Raw genomic sequence first — 21141 nt, 5'->3', positions numbered from 1 at the left:
ACCGGGCCCTTTTTTTATTCCGATGTATCCATCCAATACTTTCCAATTCTTGCTTGTCCCGGAGCTTATCACTGAATGAAAACTAAAATCCTCACTTTATTGATTTTACCTTTATTGGTTTGGGTCAATTTAAGCATCTGGAACTATCTGAATTATCCACTCAAGATGCAATCTTGGGATAAAGTCATGAAAGGGATAACTTACAGCTCGATGCGGAGGGATTTCGACCCCGGGAACAGCAGCCCTCCTACCCAAGATCAAATCGAGGACGACCTAAAGCTGTTTGCCGGCAAAGTTCATGCGGTAAGAACCTATAGCGCTCTGGAAGGGTTGGAATTCGTTCCCGAACTGGCGGAAAAATACGACCTGAACGTAACAATGGGCGCATGGATCGACGCCGATCTCGACAAAAACCGGCGCGAAATTGAAAGCTTGATCGAGCTCAGCAACCAAAATTCGCCGACAATCGTACGCTTATTGGTCGGTAATGAGGTGTTGTTGCGTAAAGATATCGCACCCGATCAATTGATCGCTTATATCCGCGAAGTGAAAGCACGCACTTGGCGTCCGGTCAGCACATCGGAAACGTGGGACATGTGGTTGGCGCATCCCGAACTGGCCGAAGAAGTCGATTTCATCGCTCTGCATATATTGCCGTACTGGGAAGGCTTGTCGATCGATGCAGCTGTCGATTACGTGTTCTACCGCTTCAATGCGATGCGCGAAGCATTTCCGAATAAACCTATTATCATAACCGAAGTCGGCTGGCCTTCCGACGGACAACCTTTTAAAAACGCCACCGCATCGCTGGCGAATCAAGCCCAGTTTTTAAGACAATTTCTCAACCGCGCGACCGAGCAAAAAATCACCTACTACATCATTGAAGCCTTCGACCAACCCTGGAAAGTGGAACTTGAAGGCTCGGCCGGGGCCTATTGGGGAATATTCAACGCCGATCGAGAATTAAAATTTCCGATGAAAGGCGATGTCACGCCGATGCCGGATTGGCAAGCCTGGGCGACCGGCGCCGCTGTTTTAAGCATCTTTTTGATGGCTTTGTTTCTATTCAGCCGCCACCGAAGATTGAAGTTGCCCGGCAAGATTTTCTTCGGCATCGTCGCAAATTTGGCCGCCTCGGTCATTCTATGGTCCGCGGCAGTAGCGGCCCAACAATACCAAACCGGCATCTCGTTGGTATTCTGGACACTGCTGTTGCTAATGCAAGCAATGGCCGTCGTCATACTACTGACCGAAAGTATGGAAATCGCCGAGGTCTTGTGGCACCGCAAAGGAAAGCGCACGTTTAAACCGCTACAAACGCCGGCCGGCTTCACATTTCCTAAAGTGTCGGTGCACCTGCCGATTCATAACGAACCGCCGGAAATGGTACGTGAAACGCTTGAGGCATTGGCACGCGTCGATTATCCGAATCTTGAGGTATTGGTGCTCGACAACAACACCAAAGACCCGGCCGTTTGGGAACCGGTACAAAAAGATTGCGAACGGCTTGGCGATGTATTCAGATTTTTCCACCTGGAAAACTGGCCCGGCTTCAAGGCAGGCGCGATCAACTTCGGACTGGAACACACCGCACCCGATGCCGAGATTGTCGCCGTGATCGATAGCGATTACATCATTTCGCCCAATTGGTTGAAATCGATGGTGCCTTATTTCGCGGACGACAAAGTCGGTTTCGTGCAGTCGCCACAAGATTATCGTGATCACGGTCTCAGTACATTCAAATCGATGTGTTATTGGGAATATGCCGGTTTTTTCAATATCGGCATGGTACAACGTAACGAGTACAACGCGATCATTCAGCACGGCACCATGACGATGATCCGCAAATCCGCGTTGCTCCAAGTAGGCCGCTGGGGAGAATGGTGCATTTGCGAGGACAGCGAATTAGGCTTACGCCTTTACGAAGCCGGGTACGATTCGGTCTATTGCAAGGACTCGTTCGGGCAGGGGCTCATGCCGGATACGTTTTCGGGTTACATGACACAGCGATTCCGCTGGGTGTACGGAGCGATGCAAATCATCAAACATCATTGGCGGCAATTTTTGCCCGGCAAACAATCCACACTGACCACCGCGCAACGCTATTATTTCATCGCCGGTTGGTTGCCTTGGTTTTCCGATGCGTTGGCGATGCTTTTGACGATTGCCAGCTTGATCATGACGACATTGCTGGTCGCCGACCCACTACGAAGCGAATTACCGGTCAATGCATTGCTGTTGCCGACCATCGGCTTATTCTGCTTTAAAATTTTCCGTACGTTATGGTTGTACAAGGCACGCGTTAACTGTTCAACTCTACAATCGCTCGGAGCCGCATTGTCCGGCTTATCCCTGACGCATACCGTCGCTAAAGGCACGCTTCAGGGCTTATTCACCTCCGGCAAACCGTTCATGCGCACGCCGAAACTCGAAAAACAAGGCCCTTTCATCGCGGGTCTCGCGACGATCTGGCAAGAGCTCTTATTGCTATCATTACTCGGTTTAGCGATTTATGCGATGTCATCAATCGATCACTTCGACAATTTGAGCGGACGGCTCTGGGTTGCCGTACTCTCGGTGCAAACGGTGCCCTATATAGCGACACTTATGACCTTGTTATTCAGTATCGCACCCAATTATTATCCCGGATCGGAAACACAAGCCATCGAGAGCCCGCAAGATAAGGAGTTGTTGTAAAGATTCTACGAAGTTTCAACCTAACGATCATTATGGTCTGGCCATCGCCCCGGCAAATGAAAGTGAGAGGAGTGTCGGAGGGTGCCGGCATTTTGTAGCATATTGAAAAACTAGATAAAGAGTCCAAATCTACGAACTTTCAAAGTAACGCTCTCCGCTAACTCTAAATTCCGGCACGGATTGAAAGAGGCAGCGGAAGCGCGCTTATGATTTCGGCAACTCGCCGACCCGTTTACCAACACGGTACAAGCTCCAGGCTAGTACCGCCAACATGATGCCTATCGCTCCGACTAGAAACCATCGGCTGTTCAATAACTCGCTCATATCCGGCGGCAGATCAATCGCTTCGGAGGCGACTTCCGCGTCCAGTTCGGCGGCGATGCCCGGGTAACCTCGGCGCAACAACTCCCGAATCGGCGCGGTATCATAACGGGCCGATTCGGCCTTGTCATTCCCATAGTAGAGTCGATAGCGGTTACCGGGCTCGCTAAGTAATAGCAAACGATAACCGTTGCCAACACCGTTGACACCGGTAATACCCAGTGGCGGACTGTCTTGATTATGAATCACGATGCGGTAATTCGCCCGACGCTGTTCGGAAAAACCGATTTGGCTTTGCTCGTGGCTGATATCCTGAAAATTCAACGCTTCCAGTATGGCGCTGCCGATCGTTTGCCAGCGGCATTCGATGCCGTGTTGCAGAGAAATTTGCACTTCCGCGCTACGGCTGAAATTGAGCGTACCGGTTTTAACCGCAAAACCGGTCAACGGTTGGCGCCGCGTTTGGATGTCGATCACTGTCGCTTTAAGCTCGTCGTCTTGTCGGACCGTAAAATCCTCGACCGCATAATCGAACGATTTTGCGTCTTCCGGTACGGTTTCGGTCTGTTTATGCCAAAAATCGATGCGCTCGATACGCAACGCTTCATAATGCAGACCGCGCCGTTCAGATCGTTGCAGCTCTTCGCCGTCTTCCAGCAATCGAGTCAGTTCCGTCAGATTGGCAAGATGAGTTTGAGCCGCCTTGTCCACGGTAATTTTAAAATGCCGATACTGATTGGCCGGTAATTCGACGTCCCGCTGATCGACCGCGATATAACGCGAATAATCGTAGATCGGCGCATTCTCGACCAACAGGTGCCACTCGAGGCCGTCGGCGGAGCCGTGAATTTGTAGCGCGTATTCGAAATCCCGCTGCTGGGTCACGATCGTCAAACCGTCGGCGTTGACTGCGCCCTTGTCCAATTTAGCCGTAACGATAATACCCTCTTCGCCGATTTTGTTGAAGGACTCGATTGCACTGTCGATGGCATGCCGACTGACGACTGTCTTACTGCCGGCGATTTTTTGCACTAAATAAGGTATTTCGACGCCGTTTCGATCCTTGATGCGAAGGTCTCGATAATCGTCGCCGGCTGCGTTATAGATCGATTCGTCCAAAGTCACGCCGAGCAGGCTTTGTTGGTCGCCATCCTGCCAAATAACCGAACGGCTGAACCGGTAATCCGTGAGATCGGATGCCCATGCCGTGGCGCTCAATAGTCCAGCGAATAACAAAATTTTTGCGATCATGTCGTTTTCTCGTCCGAAGTATTAGCGGTGAAAGCTTGCTGATAGCGCATATAGGCAAACGCGCCGCTCAAGGCCAGCAGGCCCAATACGATAAAGGCAATGATTCGGTAAATCTGCTCCAGCCGGGCCAGATCGATAAAAAAGACTTTCCAAGCCACCAGCGCGAACAAAGCCAAGCCAATCAGCCGGAACACCGAAATACGACGCTTGATACCGGTAATGACCAGCGTCAGTGCAAACAGCGACCAGAGAATCGACACGCCCCCGGATCGCAAACCGGGAATGTATTGATGCAGCGCCGAATTGATTTCCAGACTCAGAAACACGAACAACAGCACCAGCGCCGCACCGACCGACCATCGCCGAATATCCCCGGTTTCTCCGTTCGCCGACAGCCGCCGGAATGCAAACGCGAAAAAACCGATGATCGCGGCAAAATCCAACAACCGCATCAACGCCGATTGAAACGAATAAGCCCCGCCGTAACGCATAGTCCATACCTTGTCGTCGGTGGCGACATAATCCAGAGCCAATCCCCACGACGGCAAATCGAACAGCAGCAGTTTAGCCAAAACCGCGGCCAAGCATAGCTTCAAGCCATTCAGCAACCAGGCGCCGGATTCGGATAAATACCTCAGCAGCAACAGCAAACCCAAGGCCAACCACACCAGCGTCAGCACCGGCAATTGCAGCGGCGGATATAAATAGCCGAAACTGCGGTATAACTCCAATTGCAGCACGATAAAAAGCAGAGCGACAGCCATTATCACGAAGGCTTGCATCGACCGGTTATCCTTTAACCACAGCGGCACATCATTTTCTTCGCGGCAAGTCAGCGCCGATGCCGGTGCCGGTGCCGGTGCCGGTTTTTCAATCAGCTTGAAGGCCAAAGCCAGCGAGCCGATCGGAATACCGAAGCTGATTAACCGCTCCAGCAAGCCGCGCAAGAAATCGCCGAAGACTTGCTCACGCCCGATAGGCGCGCCGTATTGACCGGGCAAGTCGATGAAACAAAAGCGTCCCAACACGATGAAATACAGCAAAAATGCGACCTGCCGCAAAAACGCGGTACGCATCTTGCCCGCCATCCACAGCATAATCAGGGCCTGCACCGACCAACTGACGGTAATCCATTGATCGGAGAGCAGCAGCGGCAAGGTAATCGTGACAAAAAACGCCGCAAGTCCTATAAAACCGAGCATCAACTCCCGATCTCGCACATCGCGCGCCAGGCAGTAATAGACATGGCCGATATAAAAAGCCGCCAGCGCAATCGTAACCCAGGCCACTTCGAGATTGCCGTAGGCATCGAGAATGAGATAACGCGCGGTCAGAAAAAAAATCGCGACATTGACGATCAAGGCCAACACATCCAATAGCGTCGACTTGACCCGGCGGACCAGGCAGAACAAAAAGACCATCGTCGAAAACAAAACGAAAAATGCGATCAGAAACGGCATGACTTGCGGAAAATAAGCCGTCTCGTATTGATTCAATGCACTGAAGAACATCAAATAATTGAAGAAAAAGCACAAAAAGTTCAGTAAATGCCACTGCTTATAGCCGTTGATCGCAAGCAGACCGATACCCAGCAACAGCATGTAACTAAACAATCCGACAAAATTGACCTCGCCGGTAGACAGCAGAATCGGCGTACAATAACCGCCGACGATCGCGAAAATCGCTACCAGCACAGAGTTCAAGCGAATCGCCAACGTCGCGGCACACGAGGTCACCAAGATCATCAACGCGAATGCCGGATACATCTCCACTAACCGGTAAAAACTGAACGCGGCGAACACGCTGAAATACAGTACTGCGATTCCACCGCCGAGTAGACCTTGGCTGAACAAATGATACTTACCGAAGGCCAGACGCACGCCCCCAACGATCATCCCAACACCGGCCAAAACCGCCAGACCGACTCGCGCATGTTCGCCGAGCAATTCGTTATCGATAGAATATTTAAGAAAAAAGCCGATGCCGGTTACCAAAATGATAATGCCGATGCGCAACAACCAATTACTGGCAACCGCATACTCGACCGACACGCCCTGCGGCCGATTCCCTTCGCCGACGATGATCCAATTCCAGATTTCCCGGAGGATTTGCTTCGCGGCCAGTTCGAAGCGGCTGGGTTCTGTAGCTTGCCGAACGCTACCCCGCCAAGGATCTATTGAAGCCGTTTCCGGAGCCGGCTCGGAGATTATTACCGCCTCCGGTTCATCTGTTGCCTGAACGGTTTCGGTAAGCCTCGAACCGAAAGACTCGGGGGCCGGCACTGCTGCCACCTCCGGCTCGATACGATCGGCTTGCGGTACTCGCCCGACCGGCTCGGCAAAACGCTGCAGCAATTTATCGAGCCTAACGCCCTGCTCGTCCAGCTTATCCGCCAATTGATCGAGCGACCGGCCGATTTCATCCCGGTAACGATTTTGCCGCGTCATCAGCACCACAAGCATGAGCAGCATAGCTCCCGGCACCAGTATCAAAACCAGTACGATAAATCCAAAAAAATCGTCCACGCTAAAGCTCCCGATAAACCGACATTAAAATGGGTTAATCGCTAAAGCATAGCCGTTAACGACATTGGATCAAACAAGAATGATGTTAACATCCTGAAGGTTTAAAAGGGATCAGTAAAAATAGTAAATGGGGTTAAGATAAATTAATAATTCAACCTGACCCCTTTTTTCCCCTTTTTTCGACCCCTTTTCCTCCCAATTGAAAGGCGCCATGTGGGCTTTTCGAAAGCCTTGGAACAACCTGGGTGAAGAACAGCAAGTCGTTTTATTATCGTTATTCCGGCAGGCGCCGATACTGAAAGAAGTCTATGTACAACGGGAAGTCCTGACCGGTATTTTTGAAAAGGACCTGACCCAAGCACAGGCCGAACAGGCGTTAACGCAGTGGCTGGACAGGATTACGGAATTGGGACTGGATTGTTTCTCGCCCTTTGTGACTACCTTGAGCAACTGGCGTGATCACATCACCAACTATTTCATCCGGCGTGAAACCAGCGGCTTTGTTGAAGGGCTGAACAATAAGATCAAAGTGATAAAGCGTCGCTGCTACGGTATCTATAACCTGGGCCGATTGTTCCAGCATATTTGGCTGGATGTTCAGGGGCGCCGGACCTCCTTTCCGGAACACTAGATATTGGGAAGAAATACGGAAGAGCCAATTTTATTCTATATTATTGAACTTATCCCTATTTGAGTCGTAGAACACTTCTTTTACGAGAGATTTCATTATTTCTTGAATATCTTCTTGAGAGGCTGTAAATAGCGGATGTTTTGGATTTACAAACTGAATATTACTAAGGTATCCCTTCTCTGGCACAGCCCCTTTAACCAAAACAGGAATAATTTTAAGCTTTTGCCTTTTATGAAGATCAATAATATTGGACATTTCGATTATCTGAATATAATCAGAACTAAAAAAATGCTCACTCACCATCAGCACAACAACCGAGGCGTTCTTGATGGCATATCTTATTCTTGCCTCCCATTCATCACTAGGACTTATATAAGTATCATCGAAATAAGATACCATCTCCTCTTTCAAAAATGGAGAAAATGCGCTTTGTATAACACTCAAAAACTGGCTATCAACATGGCTGTAGCAGACAAATACTTTTGGAGGGCTAGCTGCTGAAATATTTTCAAGCTTTATAGCTATTTGTCTTTTGAAATGTCTAAGAGAATCGTTTATATCAGCTTGTTTGTCCTCTGGAAGAGCTAATTGGTGTGCTCTCATAATATTACGGATAATATCTAATTGTCCTCCGTGCCAATCCTTCGATAGAAGAAACTTTGTTGCCTTATTGACGTAATTGTTTAACTGATCATTTTCTTTTAAGCTAAAGCTAAAATCACCTTTTAAAACGGAACTTCGCAATGCAATAACCGCTTGCAATTCAGACCAATATCGCATAATTGCAATAGTATTATTCCGAATAATCTCCCTTTTTTTTGATGCCGTTTTTTTCTTCATACCATCATACGGAAGCTCAAACAACCAAGCACCAATTCGAGGCTCCTTGAGTGAGTGATACCCAATACCCACATTTCTCGTTAAGCGTTTGGGCAAAGAATTAAAGCTTTTAGGCAAGCTTGAAAGTTCGTCAGGAAAATAATGTACTGTAAGCAATGGGCTTCCTGAACTTACCATCTTTTCATGGACTCTCAACACATGTTGTGCAGTAGTTCCATTAACTATTAGCCTTGCTAATGCTTCCTGTTGCTCAACCAGCGGCTTATTTTGAAATATTGGACCTTCAATTTTAGCATTGCGACCGGCACCATCCCTTTTATAAGTAGGCACCTTGACTTTCAACTTCACAAACTCACTAAGGGCATCAACCAATTCATCTCCAGTTATTGAACTAGGTACGGAGTATAAAATCCCTATTTCAATGCGCATGCATGGAGACCATAAACTATGCGATGGTTTAAATGGGGAAAAACGTAAAGCCCTTATTTTCGCCCGCGGATAACGCAACTTCCCACCAAGAAGCTCTTGTTTTTCAAGTCTATCAAAGCGTAAACCTTTGCGGGTGGATGCATAAAGATATTCATCCTGCCATAAATTCAAAAGCGAACCCCATTGCTCTTCGTCTGGAGGTAATATTTTTTCGTTTTCGCATTCTGTGTTGCTAGCTTGCTTGAATTTTGGAAAAAAACCTCTCAATTGAAAAGAACCAAAGCAACGAACGTAATTTTCCTTTGCTATCTTCTCGAAATCATCTCTAGACGGTTCCTGATCAAGAAATCTAACAGGTACAAATTCTGGAGGGTATTGAAGAAATCTTCTTAAATCAACGAAAGGCAACTGCAACGTAATAAACATTTTATTATTACCTCTCGGTAAGGAAACAAACTCGCTAAAGCGAAGAAGGCGAGTTGGCCTAACCAACCCGCCTAAATTTGGCTTTCAATTAAGAAAGCCGCCGAGGCTCATCCAATCGGATGTTGAACAAACCCCGACCCCGGAGGACATGAAATGCTAATTTTCATTAGCTATAAAAAATATTTTATTTTATTGCACAATTTATAATATATAAGTCCAATTGCTTCAACTTCCGTTTAATCTTAGCCAAACGCGGCTTCCACTGCAGCGCCTGCTCGAACGTCTCCCCCGACTTAGCATCCTTAGCAACCGAATGGCCAGTCAAACGCGCAATTATTTCAGCGACTTATACCTGCACTGCGACTGGCGTATATTACAATCCATCGTGGAGCAGCCGCACCGAAGAATTTAACCTGGATGTAGGCAATAGCGTTACGGGAACATTTCGTTGCGATACTAATGAACGAGCATGAAACAATTTAGACAACTGTTGAGGGGGTTCGGTGGCTCGATTGGCAGGTGTCGGAGGCAGGGATAGCCGCCGTCAAGCCTACACGGACGTATTCACCCAGCACCTAAATTCCATAGCCCTTTGGCTATGATAACTATCTCGAATAATTTAGGTGCTGGGTTCACGGTGTCTTGTCAAGCGAGTCACCGAACCTCCGCAAAGCCTGCTAATTGTAGAAGTTATTTTGTGCATATTCCTAACCAAGCAGTATGGAGCTATGACGCTTTTCCCCCTTACGAAACTCTTTATGAAGTCCCCAGCACTGATTTGTTGACCGCGCAGATTGGCGCCTGGGCTTGGATATCCGGAGATGAACAGCCTGATTTTATCAAAGTTCGGAATGATCGACCTGAATCCGGCGGCTCAAATGTAGATGAAATCTTATTTGAGATTAGGCGTGGCTTGTCTTTTCCATACGAAGACAGCAAGGCTTATCACTGGCTGTCTATCAAAGACGGCTCTGAGCCATTGGATTTTTTATCAAATACGCTACTGCCCGCTTTTTTTGATATTTCTCAAATAACCTTAATGACGGGGCGTATTGAAACAGGCGACTACACATCAGGTCCAAATTATCTATTGGATCGAATATTCGGTGGATCTTCAATCATTGCAGGTAACCTTTACCGACGTGCATGAGCCGGCAACGCTAACATTATTAGGCTTCAGCCTCGCGGGAATGGGCGCCTTACGGAAAAAATATCGCATTAAAAGCACTTAACTATTGCCCAAGCCAGAGTAAAAAATATTGGTACGAATATCCAAATGTGCGGCAAAAACAGTTTTCATAATTCTGCACTCGCTCGTGCATTTGCTCCATCAGTACTTTGGGCGCGATCGAAGTGGCGGTCAGTTCCTCGTCGGCCGACTGCGAGCCGAACGTGTTGGATTCTCGGTTTATTTCCTTCATAAAAAAATCCTTACGCCGGTCAACCGTTGAGAATTCGCAATACTTCATTGATGCATGCTTCAAGGCGAACCAGATCATCTTCGACAGCTGATTCGGGGGAGATCAATCAAACCGCCCCGAAGGTTTCAATGCACTTTTGATACAGTCGAAATGTTAGGATGAGCCGCCTTACCTCTCCATGCACTAAACCAACTGCCGTATTGAGATAATTTAATGCCCATTCATTCTGGAGAAATGATCAAACAAAAACCCAAAGCCCTGTTTCTATCTCACGGCGGAGGCCCTACGCCCTTGCTGTTGACTTAAGCATCAGCGATCCGTTTTGATTTACCCTGCTGCCATTTATTGATGGGTTTACGGAATACACGAGGATAGCATTTTCTGGGCTTCTTCGGATGGTAATACTGAACCCGCGCGATTTCCATCAAAAGCTCTCGAAATACGTTGCGTGCGATCTCCGGATCAGCTGCGGTAAACACCACGACCTCACTCGCCAATTCCCGCACGGCATTTTTAAATTGAGGTGTCGATAAGCGGGGCAATCACGGTGCGACTGATCACGCACATGACCTTCTTCGCTCTTTTTTCGCTCACTTCGAGTATTTACGAAACGGCGGAAATGTCGCCTTGATGACTGACAATAGATCGCCTGTTAGAAGGAGGGAACAGCGTTGCCGGCATCGACATGTGATAGAAACTCTGCCATCCTTGGCACTCCATGTCCTTTACGGAACCTTTTTGTTTTATGTATTGATTCAAACTTCCGGCAATTCAACCCACGACTTATCTTCAGAATCGGCGGTTTTTTCGCTCCCGAGCCAGCGGTAGAACAATCCCGCAAGACTGGCGCCAACGATAGGAGCAATCCAGAACAACCAGAGTTGTGCGACCGCCCAGTCGCCTACGAAAATAGCGACTGCGGTACTACGAGCCGGATTAACCGAGGTATTCGTAACCGGAATGCTGATTAGATGGATGAGCGTGAGACCCAGCCCGATGGCTATCGGAGCAAAACCAGCCGGCGCCCGTTTATCGGTTGCACCGAGAATGATGATCAAAAACATGAAAGTCATGACTACTTCTGTAGTCAATGCAGACGTCAAACTATAACCTCCGGGCGAATGCTCTCCATACCCGTTCGATGCAAATCCGCCGCTTACATCGAATCCCGCTTTACCTGTCGCGATAATATAAAGCACGACCGCTCCGGTAATGCCGCCTAACACTTGCGCGGCTATATAAGGCCCGAGTTCGCCAGCCGAGAAGCGTCCGCCGGACCACAGGCCGATCGAAACGGCGGGATTTAGGTGACAGCCTGAAATATGACCGATGGCATAGGCCATGGTCAATACTGTTAAACCGAAAGCAAAGGAAACGCCGGTAAGACCGATGCCTACTTCGGGAAAAGCCGCGGCAAGTACGGCGCTCCCGCAACCGCCGAGAACCAGCCAAAATGTACCGATAAATTCGGCGCCTAATTTTTTTGATAGTGTCATGATTAAATCTCCCCGGACTGCTTAAAAGCTTATTGTTGGTATTGTTATAAGTCCAAATGCTACATGTAAGATACTGGGCGCGGAATGCTCTCCTCTGTGAACTGGTTAGAAGAAATATAGCAAAGTTTATGTTAGAGAGGTAGCAAATTGTATTGAAACATACCCGAGTAATATCATTGATGATGCTCCTATGCTCAACTCTTCTTCGGATAAATCGACAGATCGATTTCGCACGTTCGTGGGTTTACTACGTTCTTTAAGTTCTTGGATTAAACTTCAATCACAGCGGACGGACGCGCCGTCATTTACCAAATTGAAAACATTATGAAAATATTTATTCCGGCCATCTCTGCCTTACTGCTCAGTTGCCCAGCCAAAAGCGTGAGCGCCACGTTGTCGGTCGGCCCCGAGCGAATCTTGAAGCAACCCAGCGATGCGGCAAGAATCGCCAAGAACGGAGATACCGTAAACATCGATGCCGGCATCTATTCGGGCGATGTCACGGTTTGGCGGCAGCATCGTTTGACATTACGCAGCTCCGGCGGGCGGGCGCATCTTCAGGCTTTTGGAAAATCCGCCGAAGGCAAAGCCATTTGGGTCATCAAAGGTAATAATGTCGTTGTCGAGAATATCGAATTTTCCGGCGCGGCTGTGGCGAGTTTGAATGGGGCAGGCATACGCTTTGAAGGAACGCATTTGACGGTTCGCAATGCGCATTTTCATGATAACCAAATGGGGATTTTGACCGGCTCGAATCCGCTTAGCGATATTTTGATCGAAGGTTCCGAGTTCAATGACAATACGGTCGATTTTCGTCGTCACGGCAAGTTGGGGCACAACATTTATATCGGCGCTATTCGACGCTTTACGCTGCGTAATTGTTACATCCATGATGCCGTAACCGGTCATAACGTTAAATCGCGGGCGCGGGAAAATTATCTGCTTTACAACCGCATTTCCGACGAGCACGGCGCGTCGAGTTATTTGATCGACCTACCGAACGGCGGCGATGCTTTCATTATCGGCAATGTGCTGCGGCAAAGCCCCCGCTCTGATAATTGGACGGCCATTGCCTATGCCGGAGAATACAGCCGGGGCAATTCAGATCAAAATCTCTATGCGGTGAACAACACTTTCGTCAACGATCGCAGCCGCGGCGTGTTCATTCATAATCACGCAAACGTCGAAGTGGTCTCGATCAATAATTTACTGGTCGATAACGTTATTCCGTTGCAAGGCTCCGGGCGGCAACGCCACAACCTGACGATTAAGGATGGCGGTTTTGTCGATCGTGACGCTTTCGATTATCGTCTTTTGCCCGGCTCTCCGGCGATAAGAAGAGGCACCGCTCCGGGCATGAGTTCTAGCGGCGTTTCGCTTCATCCGGAATTTCAATATCGCCATCCGCTGAATCGAGAAGCGCGGCGGAAACGAGACCCGATCGATATCGGCGCTTTTGCATTTGACGGTGGATTATAGAACCGTCAAGACATAGACCTGTTCTTGCAAACGACTTAAGCCTCTTTCCCGAAAACGAGGCTCTTTAGACAATATATCCTCGGTGCAAAAAGGATTCAGGTTTAATTAATAATTCAACCCGGCGCCGTTTCGATCCTTAACACGAAGATCGCGAAAACCGTCGCTACCTGCGGTATAGGCCAAATCGTCTAATAAAACTCCTAAAAGAACCGACTTAAAGATGGCTGGTCACTAAAGCAAGACACTCGCGTCAAAATTACTAAACATAATCAACTAGAGACAATAGAACTACCTACAGGATTACTAGCACTATTGATGAGCTAATTAAAACTGAACGGAATACTTCCAAAATACTCTCGTCCCTTTAGGCGATCACGCCTGCCGCGACAGTAGCATGAGTGGCTTCGTCGATGATAATGAAACTGCCGGTAACGCGGTTTTCCGCATAATGATCGACAAACAGCGGTTGTTGTAGCTTCAGTTCGACTCTGACGATATCATTCATCACGATGTCGCTCGGTTTTAGATGTTTTTGCAACGTATTCACATCCACTCGATATTGCAAGCCTGAAAACAGACAACGGACCGTGCGCGTCGTATGCTTGATAAGATATTTGCGCCGAGTGTTCAGCGGTTCTTCGGAAAGCCAGCAAATATCGGCATGAATTTCACGCACCGTCTCCGGCAGATCGTTCTTAGCGACCAGCATGTCTCCTCGCGATATATCGATCTCTCTATCTAATTCAACGACAATAGAGAGATCGGGAGTCGCGTGCGGTAGAGATTGGTTGGCCAGCTTAACCGATTTTATTTTTGCCGCGAGTCCGGACGGCAATGCTAGTACTTCATCGCCAACTACCAGCATTCCTGATGCCAATGTGCCTTGATAACCGCGAAACTCTGTGTTGAAGTCATCGTTTTCTATTGATGAACCGTTTCCGAGCTTCACTCGTGCGACCCGCTGCACCGGAAAACGCAACGGATTTTCTGACCTATCGCGGTGTGCGGAAACACGATTCAAATAGTCGATCAATGTCGGCCCATCGTACCAATTCATCGATCGGCTAGCCTGCACGATGTTGTCGCCTTTCAATGCGCAGATCGGCAGTGTGCAAATTTGCTCGATGCCAAGGGAGGCGGCGAATGCCAGATAATCGTCCCGAATCGCCTCATAGACGCCTTGACGCCAGTCGACCAGATCCATTTTATTGACGGCCAGCACGATCTCGTTGACGCCCAACAGATGAGCCAGATATGTGTGACGACGCGTTTGCGTCACGACGCCTTTACGCGCGTCGACCAACAATATCGCTAGGTCCGCCGTCGATGCCGCCGTGACCATGTTCCGCGTATATTGCTCGTGTCCAGGCGCATCGCCGATGATGAATTTACGCTGTTCGGTGTTGAAATAACGGTAAGCGATATCGATCGTGATGCCTTGTTCGCGTTCGGCTTGCAGACCGTCGGTCAGCAACGATAAATCCAGTTCGCTCAAACCGCGCTTAGCGGATGTTTGTTGTATCGCTGTTATTTGGTCGCTATGAATGCTTTGCGTGTCGTAAAGCAGCCGTCCGATCAGCGAGCTCTTGCCGTCGTCGACGCTGCCCGCGGTAATGAAACGTAGTGAGTTTTTCGCGGTGTTGCCGCTTGCCGATGCAGTCGGGTTTTGAGTCAGTGGCGCGTTCATCAGAAATACCCTTCTTTTTTACGTTGTTCCATCGCAGCCTCCGAGGCCCGATCGTCGAGCCGCGTCGCGCCGCGTTCGGTGATTCGGCACGATCGGATTTCGGCGATGATTTCGTCTATCGTGACCGCTGTCGATTCGACCGGCGCGGTGCATGAAATGTCTCCGACGGTTCTGAACCGGCAGCGTACCGTTTCGGTTGTCTCACCCGGTTTCGCCGGTGTGATTTCGGTCACCGGAGCCAAGATCTCGCCGCGCCGGACCACGGTGCGGTCGTGAGCGAAATAGAGCGGCGGTAATTCGACGCCTTCACGCTCGATATATTGCCAGATATCGAGCTCGGTCCAATTCGAAAGGGGAAAGACTCTCATGTGCTCGCCGGGGCGAATCCGCGTATTGAACAACATCCAAAGTTCCGGGCGTTGATTTTTCGGGTCCCATTGACCGAATTCGTCGCGCAGACTGAAGATGCGCTCTTTGGCCCTGGCTTTTTCCTCGTCGCGTCTCGCTCCGCCCAAACAAACGTCGAACGCCAGTTCTTCGATCGCTTCGAGCAGCGTCACCGATTGATGGGCGTTACGCGATTCGAGGGGATCACGCAAACGCACGGTACCGCGCCGGATCGAATCCTCGACGCTGCGGACGTGCAGCGAACAGGCGTAGTGCTCTGCGATGCGGTCGCGGTATTCGATGACTTCGCCGTAATTATGGCCGGTATCGATGTGCAGCAATACGAATCCGATCTTTTCGGGATGAAAAGCTTTGTAAGCCAGATGCAACAGTACCGCCGAATCCTTGCCGCCGGAGAAAAGCAAGACGGGGTTTTTGAATTCGGCCGCGACCTCCCGCAAAATGAACATCGCTTCCGATTCGAGCCAGTCCAAATGGCGCTGTGCATCCGAAGTCGTTTGTACGCATCCTGCGTCTGCTCTTTCATATCGATTCGATTTAAACATGACAAACCTCTTCGCTGCTTTCGTTTTCCTGTTCCCAACGGTTTTGCCCCAGGTATCTGAAGTAACAGTCACCGTCGTTTTCGATACTGAACAAATGAAGCCATTGATTATCGGTCAATTGTCTGACGGTTTCGTGTTTGACTATGACCGAATCTATTGCCGATCTGGGCGCTTCGATGAAGACACTCAAGCGGACCGGTTCGTGCACGAATTTGCAGCCGTCATGCAGCGATTGCCAGGGCAAGCCGGCCCGTAGATCGCCGCCGTTACCTTCGAGTACGCCGATCGTGCCGACCACGTTATGAAGGACCTTGTTGCCGCTGCCGAACAGACGGTTATCGACCGTCGATGCGTAATACTGCAGGTTGATCCAGCTCGCGACGACCAAAGGCGCCGTCATGATCAATTCTAAAATAGAACCATCCGAGTCTTGTTTGAAATCGTAATTATGCAAAAAGACTCTTCCGTTAAGCTTTACCTGACGGGTTCTTTCCCTGGGTGCGGCGATGAAGGCCGCATTACCGGCCAGGCCCCATTCCGGACGCACCTGCGACCAATCCCGGCTGCGCGCCGTAATATGCTTTTCGATCTTTTGGGAATGAGTCTCGCCAATGCCCAGTAGAACGGAACGTTCGGTTCTCGCCAATTCGGATGCGTCGGACAACCATTCTTGAAGGCAGGCAATGTCTTTTTCGTATCCGGAAGGCAGATAATCGAGATCGAACAGACGCAGTTCGTCGGTCGTCGTGTCATGAAGCCCTGCCAGAAACCAAGTATCGGGCGGAATGTCGATGCCTTGGCTTGCCAAGCCCGCTCTGACCGATACATCATTGAGTATCGCCGCTGCAACACGGGCATTCGCTTCGCCGCTATGACCGCCGCATGCTCCGCAATCGAGGCCTGCGGCATAGGGATTGTTGACTGTCGTACTGCCATGTCCGCACAGCAAAACCAGTCGAGCGAAATCCGAAGTCAAACCCATGCCGCGCAAGGCGTTTTTGGCTAATTCGACCTTATCGGTCAAACGTAGACCGGTTTCGACGACTTTGCCGGTCGCTACCAGGCGTCCGCGTTGGCGAGTGATTTGAGGGCCGAGACGGAGCACCGAAGTTGCGTTCAAGCCTTCGGTGCCCGGCTTCGTGACGGTCCGGGTCAGACCGAAACTGTCGGTCAGCAGTTTGACGCCGAATGCCAAGCCTGCGATTTCGACATAGGAATAGCATGATACGGCCGATGTCTTGAACGATTTCCATATTTTATTGAAGCGTTTAATGGACCAACGCTTATTAAGAGCATCGCTTAACTCTTCGACCGTCGCATTGATAAGGCTTTCGCGGATGCGGTATTTCGGCGTTAACAAGACCGGGCAATGCGCGGCACCGTGTTGATGGCCTAAGCGTATATATTCGATTGGGAAGCCGAAAAAGCCTGCAAAGCCGAAGGTTTCGATTCTTGGCGATGCGGTCTCCAGAGCTCTGCGGTAAACCTCGGAGCGGACATCGATACAGAAAACGGCTTGAACCGCTTTGTTCTTAATGGCTTTAGGGAGAGGTTGCGCTTTAAGCTTGTCGGGCGACGTTAATTTGTCGACAAGCTTTCGTTGAATACCGATTTCATAAGCTTGTTGCATCAGCAGTCTCAATTTTTCCGAAACGCCCGGTTCGGTCGGCTCGATCTCGATGACATTATCCAAGGCCGGTAATTTTTCGTAGTAGTTCATTTGGAGAGCCCGGTCCCAAACCAGTCTGATCGCAAGCAAATGCAGCAGCGTATCGTCGTCATGACCTTGCATGCCGGATTCCCGAACTCGGTATTGAATATAGGCGCTCCAGCCGCCGACCGTCAGCAATTGCCGGTGAAAAAAATCCGTCAGGTTCGCTTCGGAAACGTGAATACTCCGCAATACGAAATCAATTGCCTGCAATGGCTCGTCCGGCAACGTGCGAACGAAGTCGCGAAATCCTTTGATGCCGTGAATTTCCGCATTGCGATCAATGCTCGCGGCTTGCTTCCAAGCTTCGAATAACGGCAGCGAAGACCAAGGCATGCGCCAGGACGATTGACCCTCGTCGAAATAGGCCGCACACCATTTCGAAATTTCATCGATGACGAATGCAGTCCAGTCGGTCCCCAGTTCCGAATCGATCAAATCGGCAACCGTATGTATGGCATGCTTGCCGGCGTGCGCCTCGTTCGGCATCGAACATAAGCGGGCCTTGACGTCATCGACCGACCCGAATTCACCGTTCTTGTCGAATAGGGCCAACGCTTTAGCCAGATCGGCATCGGCGATACGCCCGGCGGCGAGTTGATTCACGTAAAAATCCGCCGGCATCAGTAAATCCTTGTGCGCCGCCCGGCTCATGAAGGCATTGGCCTGAGAAAAATGTTGCGGCAACAAGCCGAGGAATGGATTGACCGCAACGAATTGCTTCAAAGGCCAGAGGGGCGGCACATAAGAGCACGCGGTTGCCGCCGCCGATAGAATTTGCGGACGAACGGCCGCTTGTTTCCCGTTAAAGGATTCGTTCAGGGCGAAATCGGCACTTTGGGATAACACGTTTATATTTTTCATCACAGCATGCTCCGATCAAGAATGACGAGGGGACTTGGCTGGCCAATAGCGGCGAATCAACAAGTTCGCGAAACTACTGATATAAAGGCCGTTATAAAAATGAACGTAAGCCGATTGCCAACCTGAACCAATATCGCCGCTGGAGAAGCGTACTTGCAGCCATAACACCGACATGAACGACATCAATATGAACAATAACAGCCCGATGTCGAAAGGCCCGCTCGCCAGCTCTGCAGTCGGCAGTGCATTTTGCAATAACCCGATGAACGCGGCTTGCAGAGCGAAGTAAACGACCGATACGAGTCCGGCAATGATGCCGACGCGTATGAACAGGCGCTTGCCGATATGAATTTCGATCGCGTTCCAGAGTAGATAAGTCAATGCGATCTGCAGAATGGCGCCCAGAATCAAGACACCCGGGTGATTCGAAAAAGTGAAGCCGAACAACGTGGACACTGAAAATGTCAACACCAGTGCGAGTACGAAACCGCTAAACAAGTGCCATGAATCGCGTTTTTTGCGCACGAGGGAACCCACGACGCCTTTGCGATATCGACGATGCTGCCGCTGGAAAGGAAGGCATGCGCTTTGTATAAGGAATGCGCGACGATATGCAGTATCGCCGATGAGAAGGCTCCCAGACCGCATTGCAGCATCATGAAGCCCATTTGTCCGACTGTCGAGAAGGCCAACGACTTTTTGACACTGGTTTGCGTCAGCATACACAGAGAGCCAAACAAGGCTGTTATTGCTCCGAAGACTGCAAGTAGATCTAAGGCGGACGGCGCGAGTATCATTACATGGCTCATGCGGACGATCAGAAAACCGCCGGCGTTGATGATGCCTGCGTGCATCAATGCCGATACCGGCGTCGGCGTCTCCATGACTTCAGGCAGCCAGCTGTGGAATGGGAATTGTGCGGATTTCAACAAGGCCCCCAACACGAGTAAGATGCCGATCCACGATAACTCGCTGCCGGCATCGACAGACTGAGAAGTTGTCGATACGATATCGGCCGCCGCGAAAATTTCTCCGAAACGAAGGCTGCCGAAGCGCTGATAGATTAACGCCATCGCCAGAATCAGACACAGATCGCCGATCCTACTGATCACGAATTTCTTGCGCGCGACGATCAGTGCTGTCGGACGGTCTGAGTAAAAAGTGAGCAATTGATGGAGTTTGAGGCTGGTCGCCATCCAGGCCAGCGTGAATAACACCAAGTTACCCGACACGATCAGCGTTAGTACGGCACCGATCGTCAGCGCCAACCACTTCATGAAGCGTCCCTGTCCGGGATCGCCAGCCAAATAATTACGCGAATATCGAATGACGATGACGCTCACGAAGGAAACCAATATCAACATCGTCGCCGAGAGTGCATCGAAGTAAATATCGATTCCGGCAAACCCTTGTTCGATCAGTCCGTGTTCAGAGTAACCCCATGTTGCTAGTACTGCAGAAACTAAACCCACTATAGCGACCGACTCGGCTAATCGAACGAACTTCAAAGGATTACGTTCGGCCCACCCTGATGGCGCCAGTCCGAGTAAAAACAGCAATAAAGGTCCAGCGATTACAAGAAAAGTCAGCAAGGTCATCATTTAAAGAAATCTCCGTAGGCAATCTAAAGGAAGTTTTCGATCGGATATAAACCACTTTGAAATCTGATACAACGCATCATGAGCACCCCCAATGATTGAATTGCAGGCATACTAGCAACCCATAACAGTTTCATCAAATATATATAATTAAAATAAACGTTCTTTTATATATATGATTTCTGCATTATTATTTTTGGATGATCGCTAACGAAGACACTCTGACTAGTGCCGCTAAAAATATGCATATTCACAATCGGACTTGAGCGAACGAGTGTTTTGCAATCCTAAATTTGAGTTGGGAGAATACTTACTTTAAATAGATCACAAGCGATTGTTTTTTCGATTACTTGTGTGCGCTAATGGATAAAAAATCAGTATCGCCATCCCGACAGCAATTGCCAGGATCCAGAACCTAGGAACGAGGAATCCACGACCGCGAGGCCCCGATGTAGTCCATGTCGAGGCGGCGCCAATTGTTACCGCGAACATAGCCATTTCAAGCCCATATCGCTTTCATTTATGCGAATACAATTTTCAAAACCAACGAAGAATCGCCAAGAACGGCGATACAGTAAACATCGATGCCGGTATCTATTCGGGCGATGTCACGGTTTGGCGGCAGCATCGTTTGACATTACGCGGCTCCGGCGGGCGGGCGCATCTTCAGGCTTTTGGAAAATCCGCCGAAGGCAAAGCCATTTGGGTCATCAAAGGTAATAATGTCGTTGTCGAGAATATCGAATTTTCCGACGCGGCTGTGGCAAGTTTGAATGGGGAGGCATACGCTTTGAAAGAACGCATTTGACGAT

Annotated in this window: 15 protein-coding genes; 5 read left to right on the top strand and 10 right to left on the bottom strand. The window is 49.5% G+C overall.

Annotation, left to right across the window (positions count from 1 at the left end):
* Window positions 1-75: 75 nt before the first annotated feature.
* Window positions 76-2697, top strand: a complete 2622-nt coding sequence (locus WJM45_RS00950) for a glycosyltransferase (protein WP_341327139.1) — start codon at window positions 76-78, stop codon at window positions 2695-2697.
* Window positions 2698-2901: 204 nt separating this feature from the next.
* Here WJM45_RS00950 and WJM45_RS00945 read toward each other — a convergent pair whose 3' ends face one another.
* Window positions 2902-4269 (bottom strand): hypothetical protein, encoded by a 1368-nt coding sequence (locus tag WJM45_RS00945; RefSeq protein WP_341327138.1) that lies wholly within the window; start codon window positions 4267-4269, stop codon window positions 2902-2904.
* On the bottom strand, window positions 4266-6794 hold the full coding sequence (locus WJM45_RS00940; RefSeq protein ID WP_341327137.1) for a DUF2339 domain-containing protein: 2529 nt from the start codon (window positions 6792-6794) through the stop codon (window positions 4266-4268). Before WJM45_RS00940 ends, WJM45_RS00945 begins: the two co-directional genes overlap by 4 nt.
* Window positions 6795-6993: 199 nt before the next feature.
* Between WJM45_RS00940 and WJM45_RS00935 the strand changes: the two genes are divergently transcribed.
* Window positions 6994-7425 carry a transposase gene (locus WJM45_RS00935; RefSeq protein WP_341327136.1) on the top strand — a complete coding sequence of 144 codons (432 nt, stop codon included), beginning with the start codon at window positions 6994-6996 and terminating at the stop codon, window positions 7423-7425.
* 30 nt (window positions 7426-7455) lie between these two features.
* Here the strand turns inward: WJM45_RS00935 and WJM45_RS00930 are convergent, their stop codons facing one another.
* Window positions 7456-9120, bottom strand: coding sequence for a toll/interleukin-1 receptor domain-containing protein (locus tag WJM45_RS00930; protein WP_341327135.1), 1665 nt, complete (start codon window positions 9118-9120; stop codon window positions 7456-7458).
* 697 nt (window positions 9121-9817) lie between these two features.
* Between WJM45_RS00930 and WJM45_RS00925 the strand changes: the two genes are divergently transcribed.
* A complete protein-coding gene (locus WJM45_RS00925; protein ID WP_341327134.1) occupies window positions 9818-10270 on the top strand; it encodes a hypothetical protein in 453 nt (150 codons plus the stop codon).
* A gap of 82 nt (window positions 10271-10352) precedes the next feature.
* On the opposite strand, the gene WJM45_RS00920 is transcribed toward WJM45_RS00925, so the two are convergent.
* Both WJM45_RS00920 and aqpZ read right to left on the bottom strand, forming a co-directional pair.
* A complete protein-coding gene (locus WJM45_RS00920) occupies window positions 10353-10589 on the bottom strand; it encodes a DUF1732 domain-containing protein (protein ID WP_341327133.1) in 237 nt (78 codons plus the stop codon).
* Between the two features lie 707 nt (window positions 10590-11296).
* Window positions 11297-12037, bottom strand: a complete 741-nt coding sequence (gene aqpZ, locus WJM45_RS00915) for an aquaporin Z (protein WP_341327132.1) — start codon at window positions 12035-12037, stop codon at window positions 11297-11299.
* Between the two features lie 324 nt (window positions 12038-12361).
* Here aqpZ and WJM45_RS00910 point away from each other — a divergent pair, with 324 nt between their 5' ends.
* Window positions 12362-13516, top strand: a complete 1155-nt coding sequence (locus WJM45_RS00910) for a right-handed parallel beta-helix repeat-containing protein (protein ID WP_341327131.1) — start codon at window positions 12362-12364, stop codon at window positions 13514-13516.
* 364 nt (window positions 13517-13880) lie between these two features.
* Here WJM45_RS00910 and WJM45_RS00905 read toward each other — a convergent pair whose 3' ends face one another.
* Genes WJM45_RS00905 through WJM45_RS00885 form a run of 5 tightly spaced genes read right to left on the bottom strand, consistent with a single transcriptional unit; the run spans window position 13881 to window position 20332 of the window.
* Window positions 13881-15203 carry a GTP-binding protein gene (locus WJM45_RS00905; RefSeq protein ID WP_341327130.1) on the bottom strand — a complete coding sequence of 441 codons (1323 nt, stop codon included), beginning with the start codon at window positions 15201-15203 and terminating at the stop codon, window positions 13881-13883.
* The gene (gene cysD / locus WJM45_RS00900) at window positions 15203-16156 is read right to left on the bottom strand and encodes a sulfate adenylyltransferase subunit CysD (RefSeq protein WP_341327129.1); all 954 of its coding nucleotides are present in this window, start codon (window positions 16154-16156) and stop codon (window positions 15203-15205) included. Before cysD ends, WJM45_RS00905 begins: the two co-directional genes overlap by 1 nt.
* Complete coding sequence (locus tag WJM45_RS00895; RefSeq protein WP_341327128.1) at window positions 16149-18731, bottom strand: DUF2309 domain-containing protein; 2583 nt, start codon at window positions 18729-18731, stop codon at window positions 16149-16151. The genes cysD and WJM45_RS00895 overlap by 8 nt, the downstream gene beginning before the upstream one ends.
* Window positions 18732-18746: 15 nt before the next feature.
* The gene (locus WJM45_RS00890; protein WP_341327127.1) at window positions 18747-19202 is read right to left on the bottom strand and encodes a hypothetical protein; all 456 of its coding nucleotides are present in this window, start codon (window positions 19200-19202) and stop codon (window positions 18747-18749) included.
* Window positions 19196-20332 carry a proton-conducting transporter membrane subunit gene (locus tag WJM45_RS00885; RefSeq protein ID WP_341327126.1) on the bottom strand — a complete coding sequence of 379 codons (1137 nt, stop codon included), beginning with the start codon at window positions 20330-20332 and terminating at the stop codon, window positions 19196-19198. The genes WJM45_RS00890 and WJM45_RS00885 overlap by 7 nt, the downstream gene beginning before the upstream one ends.
* A gap of 628 nt (window positions 20333-20960) precedes the next feature.
* On the opposite strand from WJM45_RS00885, the gene WJM45_RS00880 reads away from it, so the two are divergent.
* Window positions 20961-21137, top strand: a complete 177-nt coding sequence (locus WJM45_RS00880; RefSeq protein ID WP_341327125.1) for a hypothetical protein — start codon at window positions 20961-20963, stop codon at window positions 21135-21137.
* Window positions 21138-21141: the final 4 nt, after the last annotated feature.

The sequence above is a fragment of the Methylotuvimicrobium sp. KM2 genome, from assembly GCF_038051925.1.
In the GTDB taxonomy this organism is placed as follows: Bacteria; Pseudomonadota; Gammaproteobacteria; order Methylococcales; family Methylomonadaceae; genus Methylotuvimicrobium.
This window is presented reverse-complemented; position numbering and strand designations above follow the sequence as displayed.

Excerpts from the sequence above, each read along its gene's own strand:
- WJM45_RS00945 (WP_341327138.1), bottom strand. The coding sequence starts at position 4,269 with ATGATCGCAAAAATTTTGTTATTCGCTGGACTATTGAGCGCCACGGCA.
- WJM45_RS00905 (WP_341327130.1), bottom strand. The coding sequence starts at position 15,203 with ATGAACGCGCCACTGACTCAAAACCCGACTGCATCGGCAAGCGGCAAC.
- WJM45_RS00885 (WP_341327126.1), bottom strand. The coding sequence starts at position 20,332 with ATGATGACCTTGCTGACTTTTCTTGTAATCGCTGGACCTTTATTGCTG.
- WJM45_RS00910 (WP_341327131.1), top strand. The coding sequence starts at position 12,362 with ATGAAAATATTTATTCCGGCCATCTCTGCCTTACTGCTCAGTTGCCCA.
- cysD (WP_341327129.1), bottom strand. The coding sequence starts at position 16,156 with ATGTTTAAATCGAATCGATATGAAAGAGCAGACGCAGGATGCGTACAA.
- WJM45_RS00895 (WP_341327128.1), bottom strand. The coding sequence starts at position 18,731 with ATGAAAAATATAAACGTGTTATCCCAAAGTGCCGATTTCGCCCTGAAC.
- aqpZ (WP_341327132.1), bottom strand. The coding sequence starts at position 12,037 with ATGACACTATCAAAAAAATTAGGCGCCGAATTTATCGGTACATTTTGG.
- WJM45_RS00920 (WP_341327133.1), bottom strand. The coding sequence starts at position 10,589 with ATGAAGTATTGCGAATTCTCAACGGTTGACCGGCGTAAGGATTTTTTT.
- WJM45_RS00950 (WP_341327139.1), top strand. The coding sequence starts at position 76 with ATGAAAACTAAAATCCTCACTTTATTGATTTTACCTTTATTGGTTTGG.
- WJM45_RS00930 (WP_341327135.1), bottom strand. The coding sequence starts at position 9,120 with ATGTTTATTACGTTGCAGTTGCCTTTCGTTGATTTAAGAAGATTTCTT.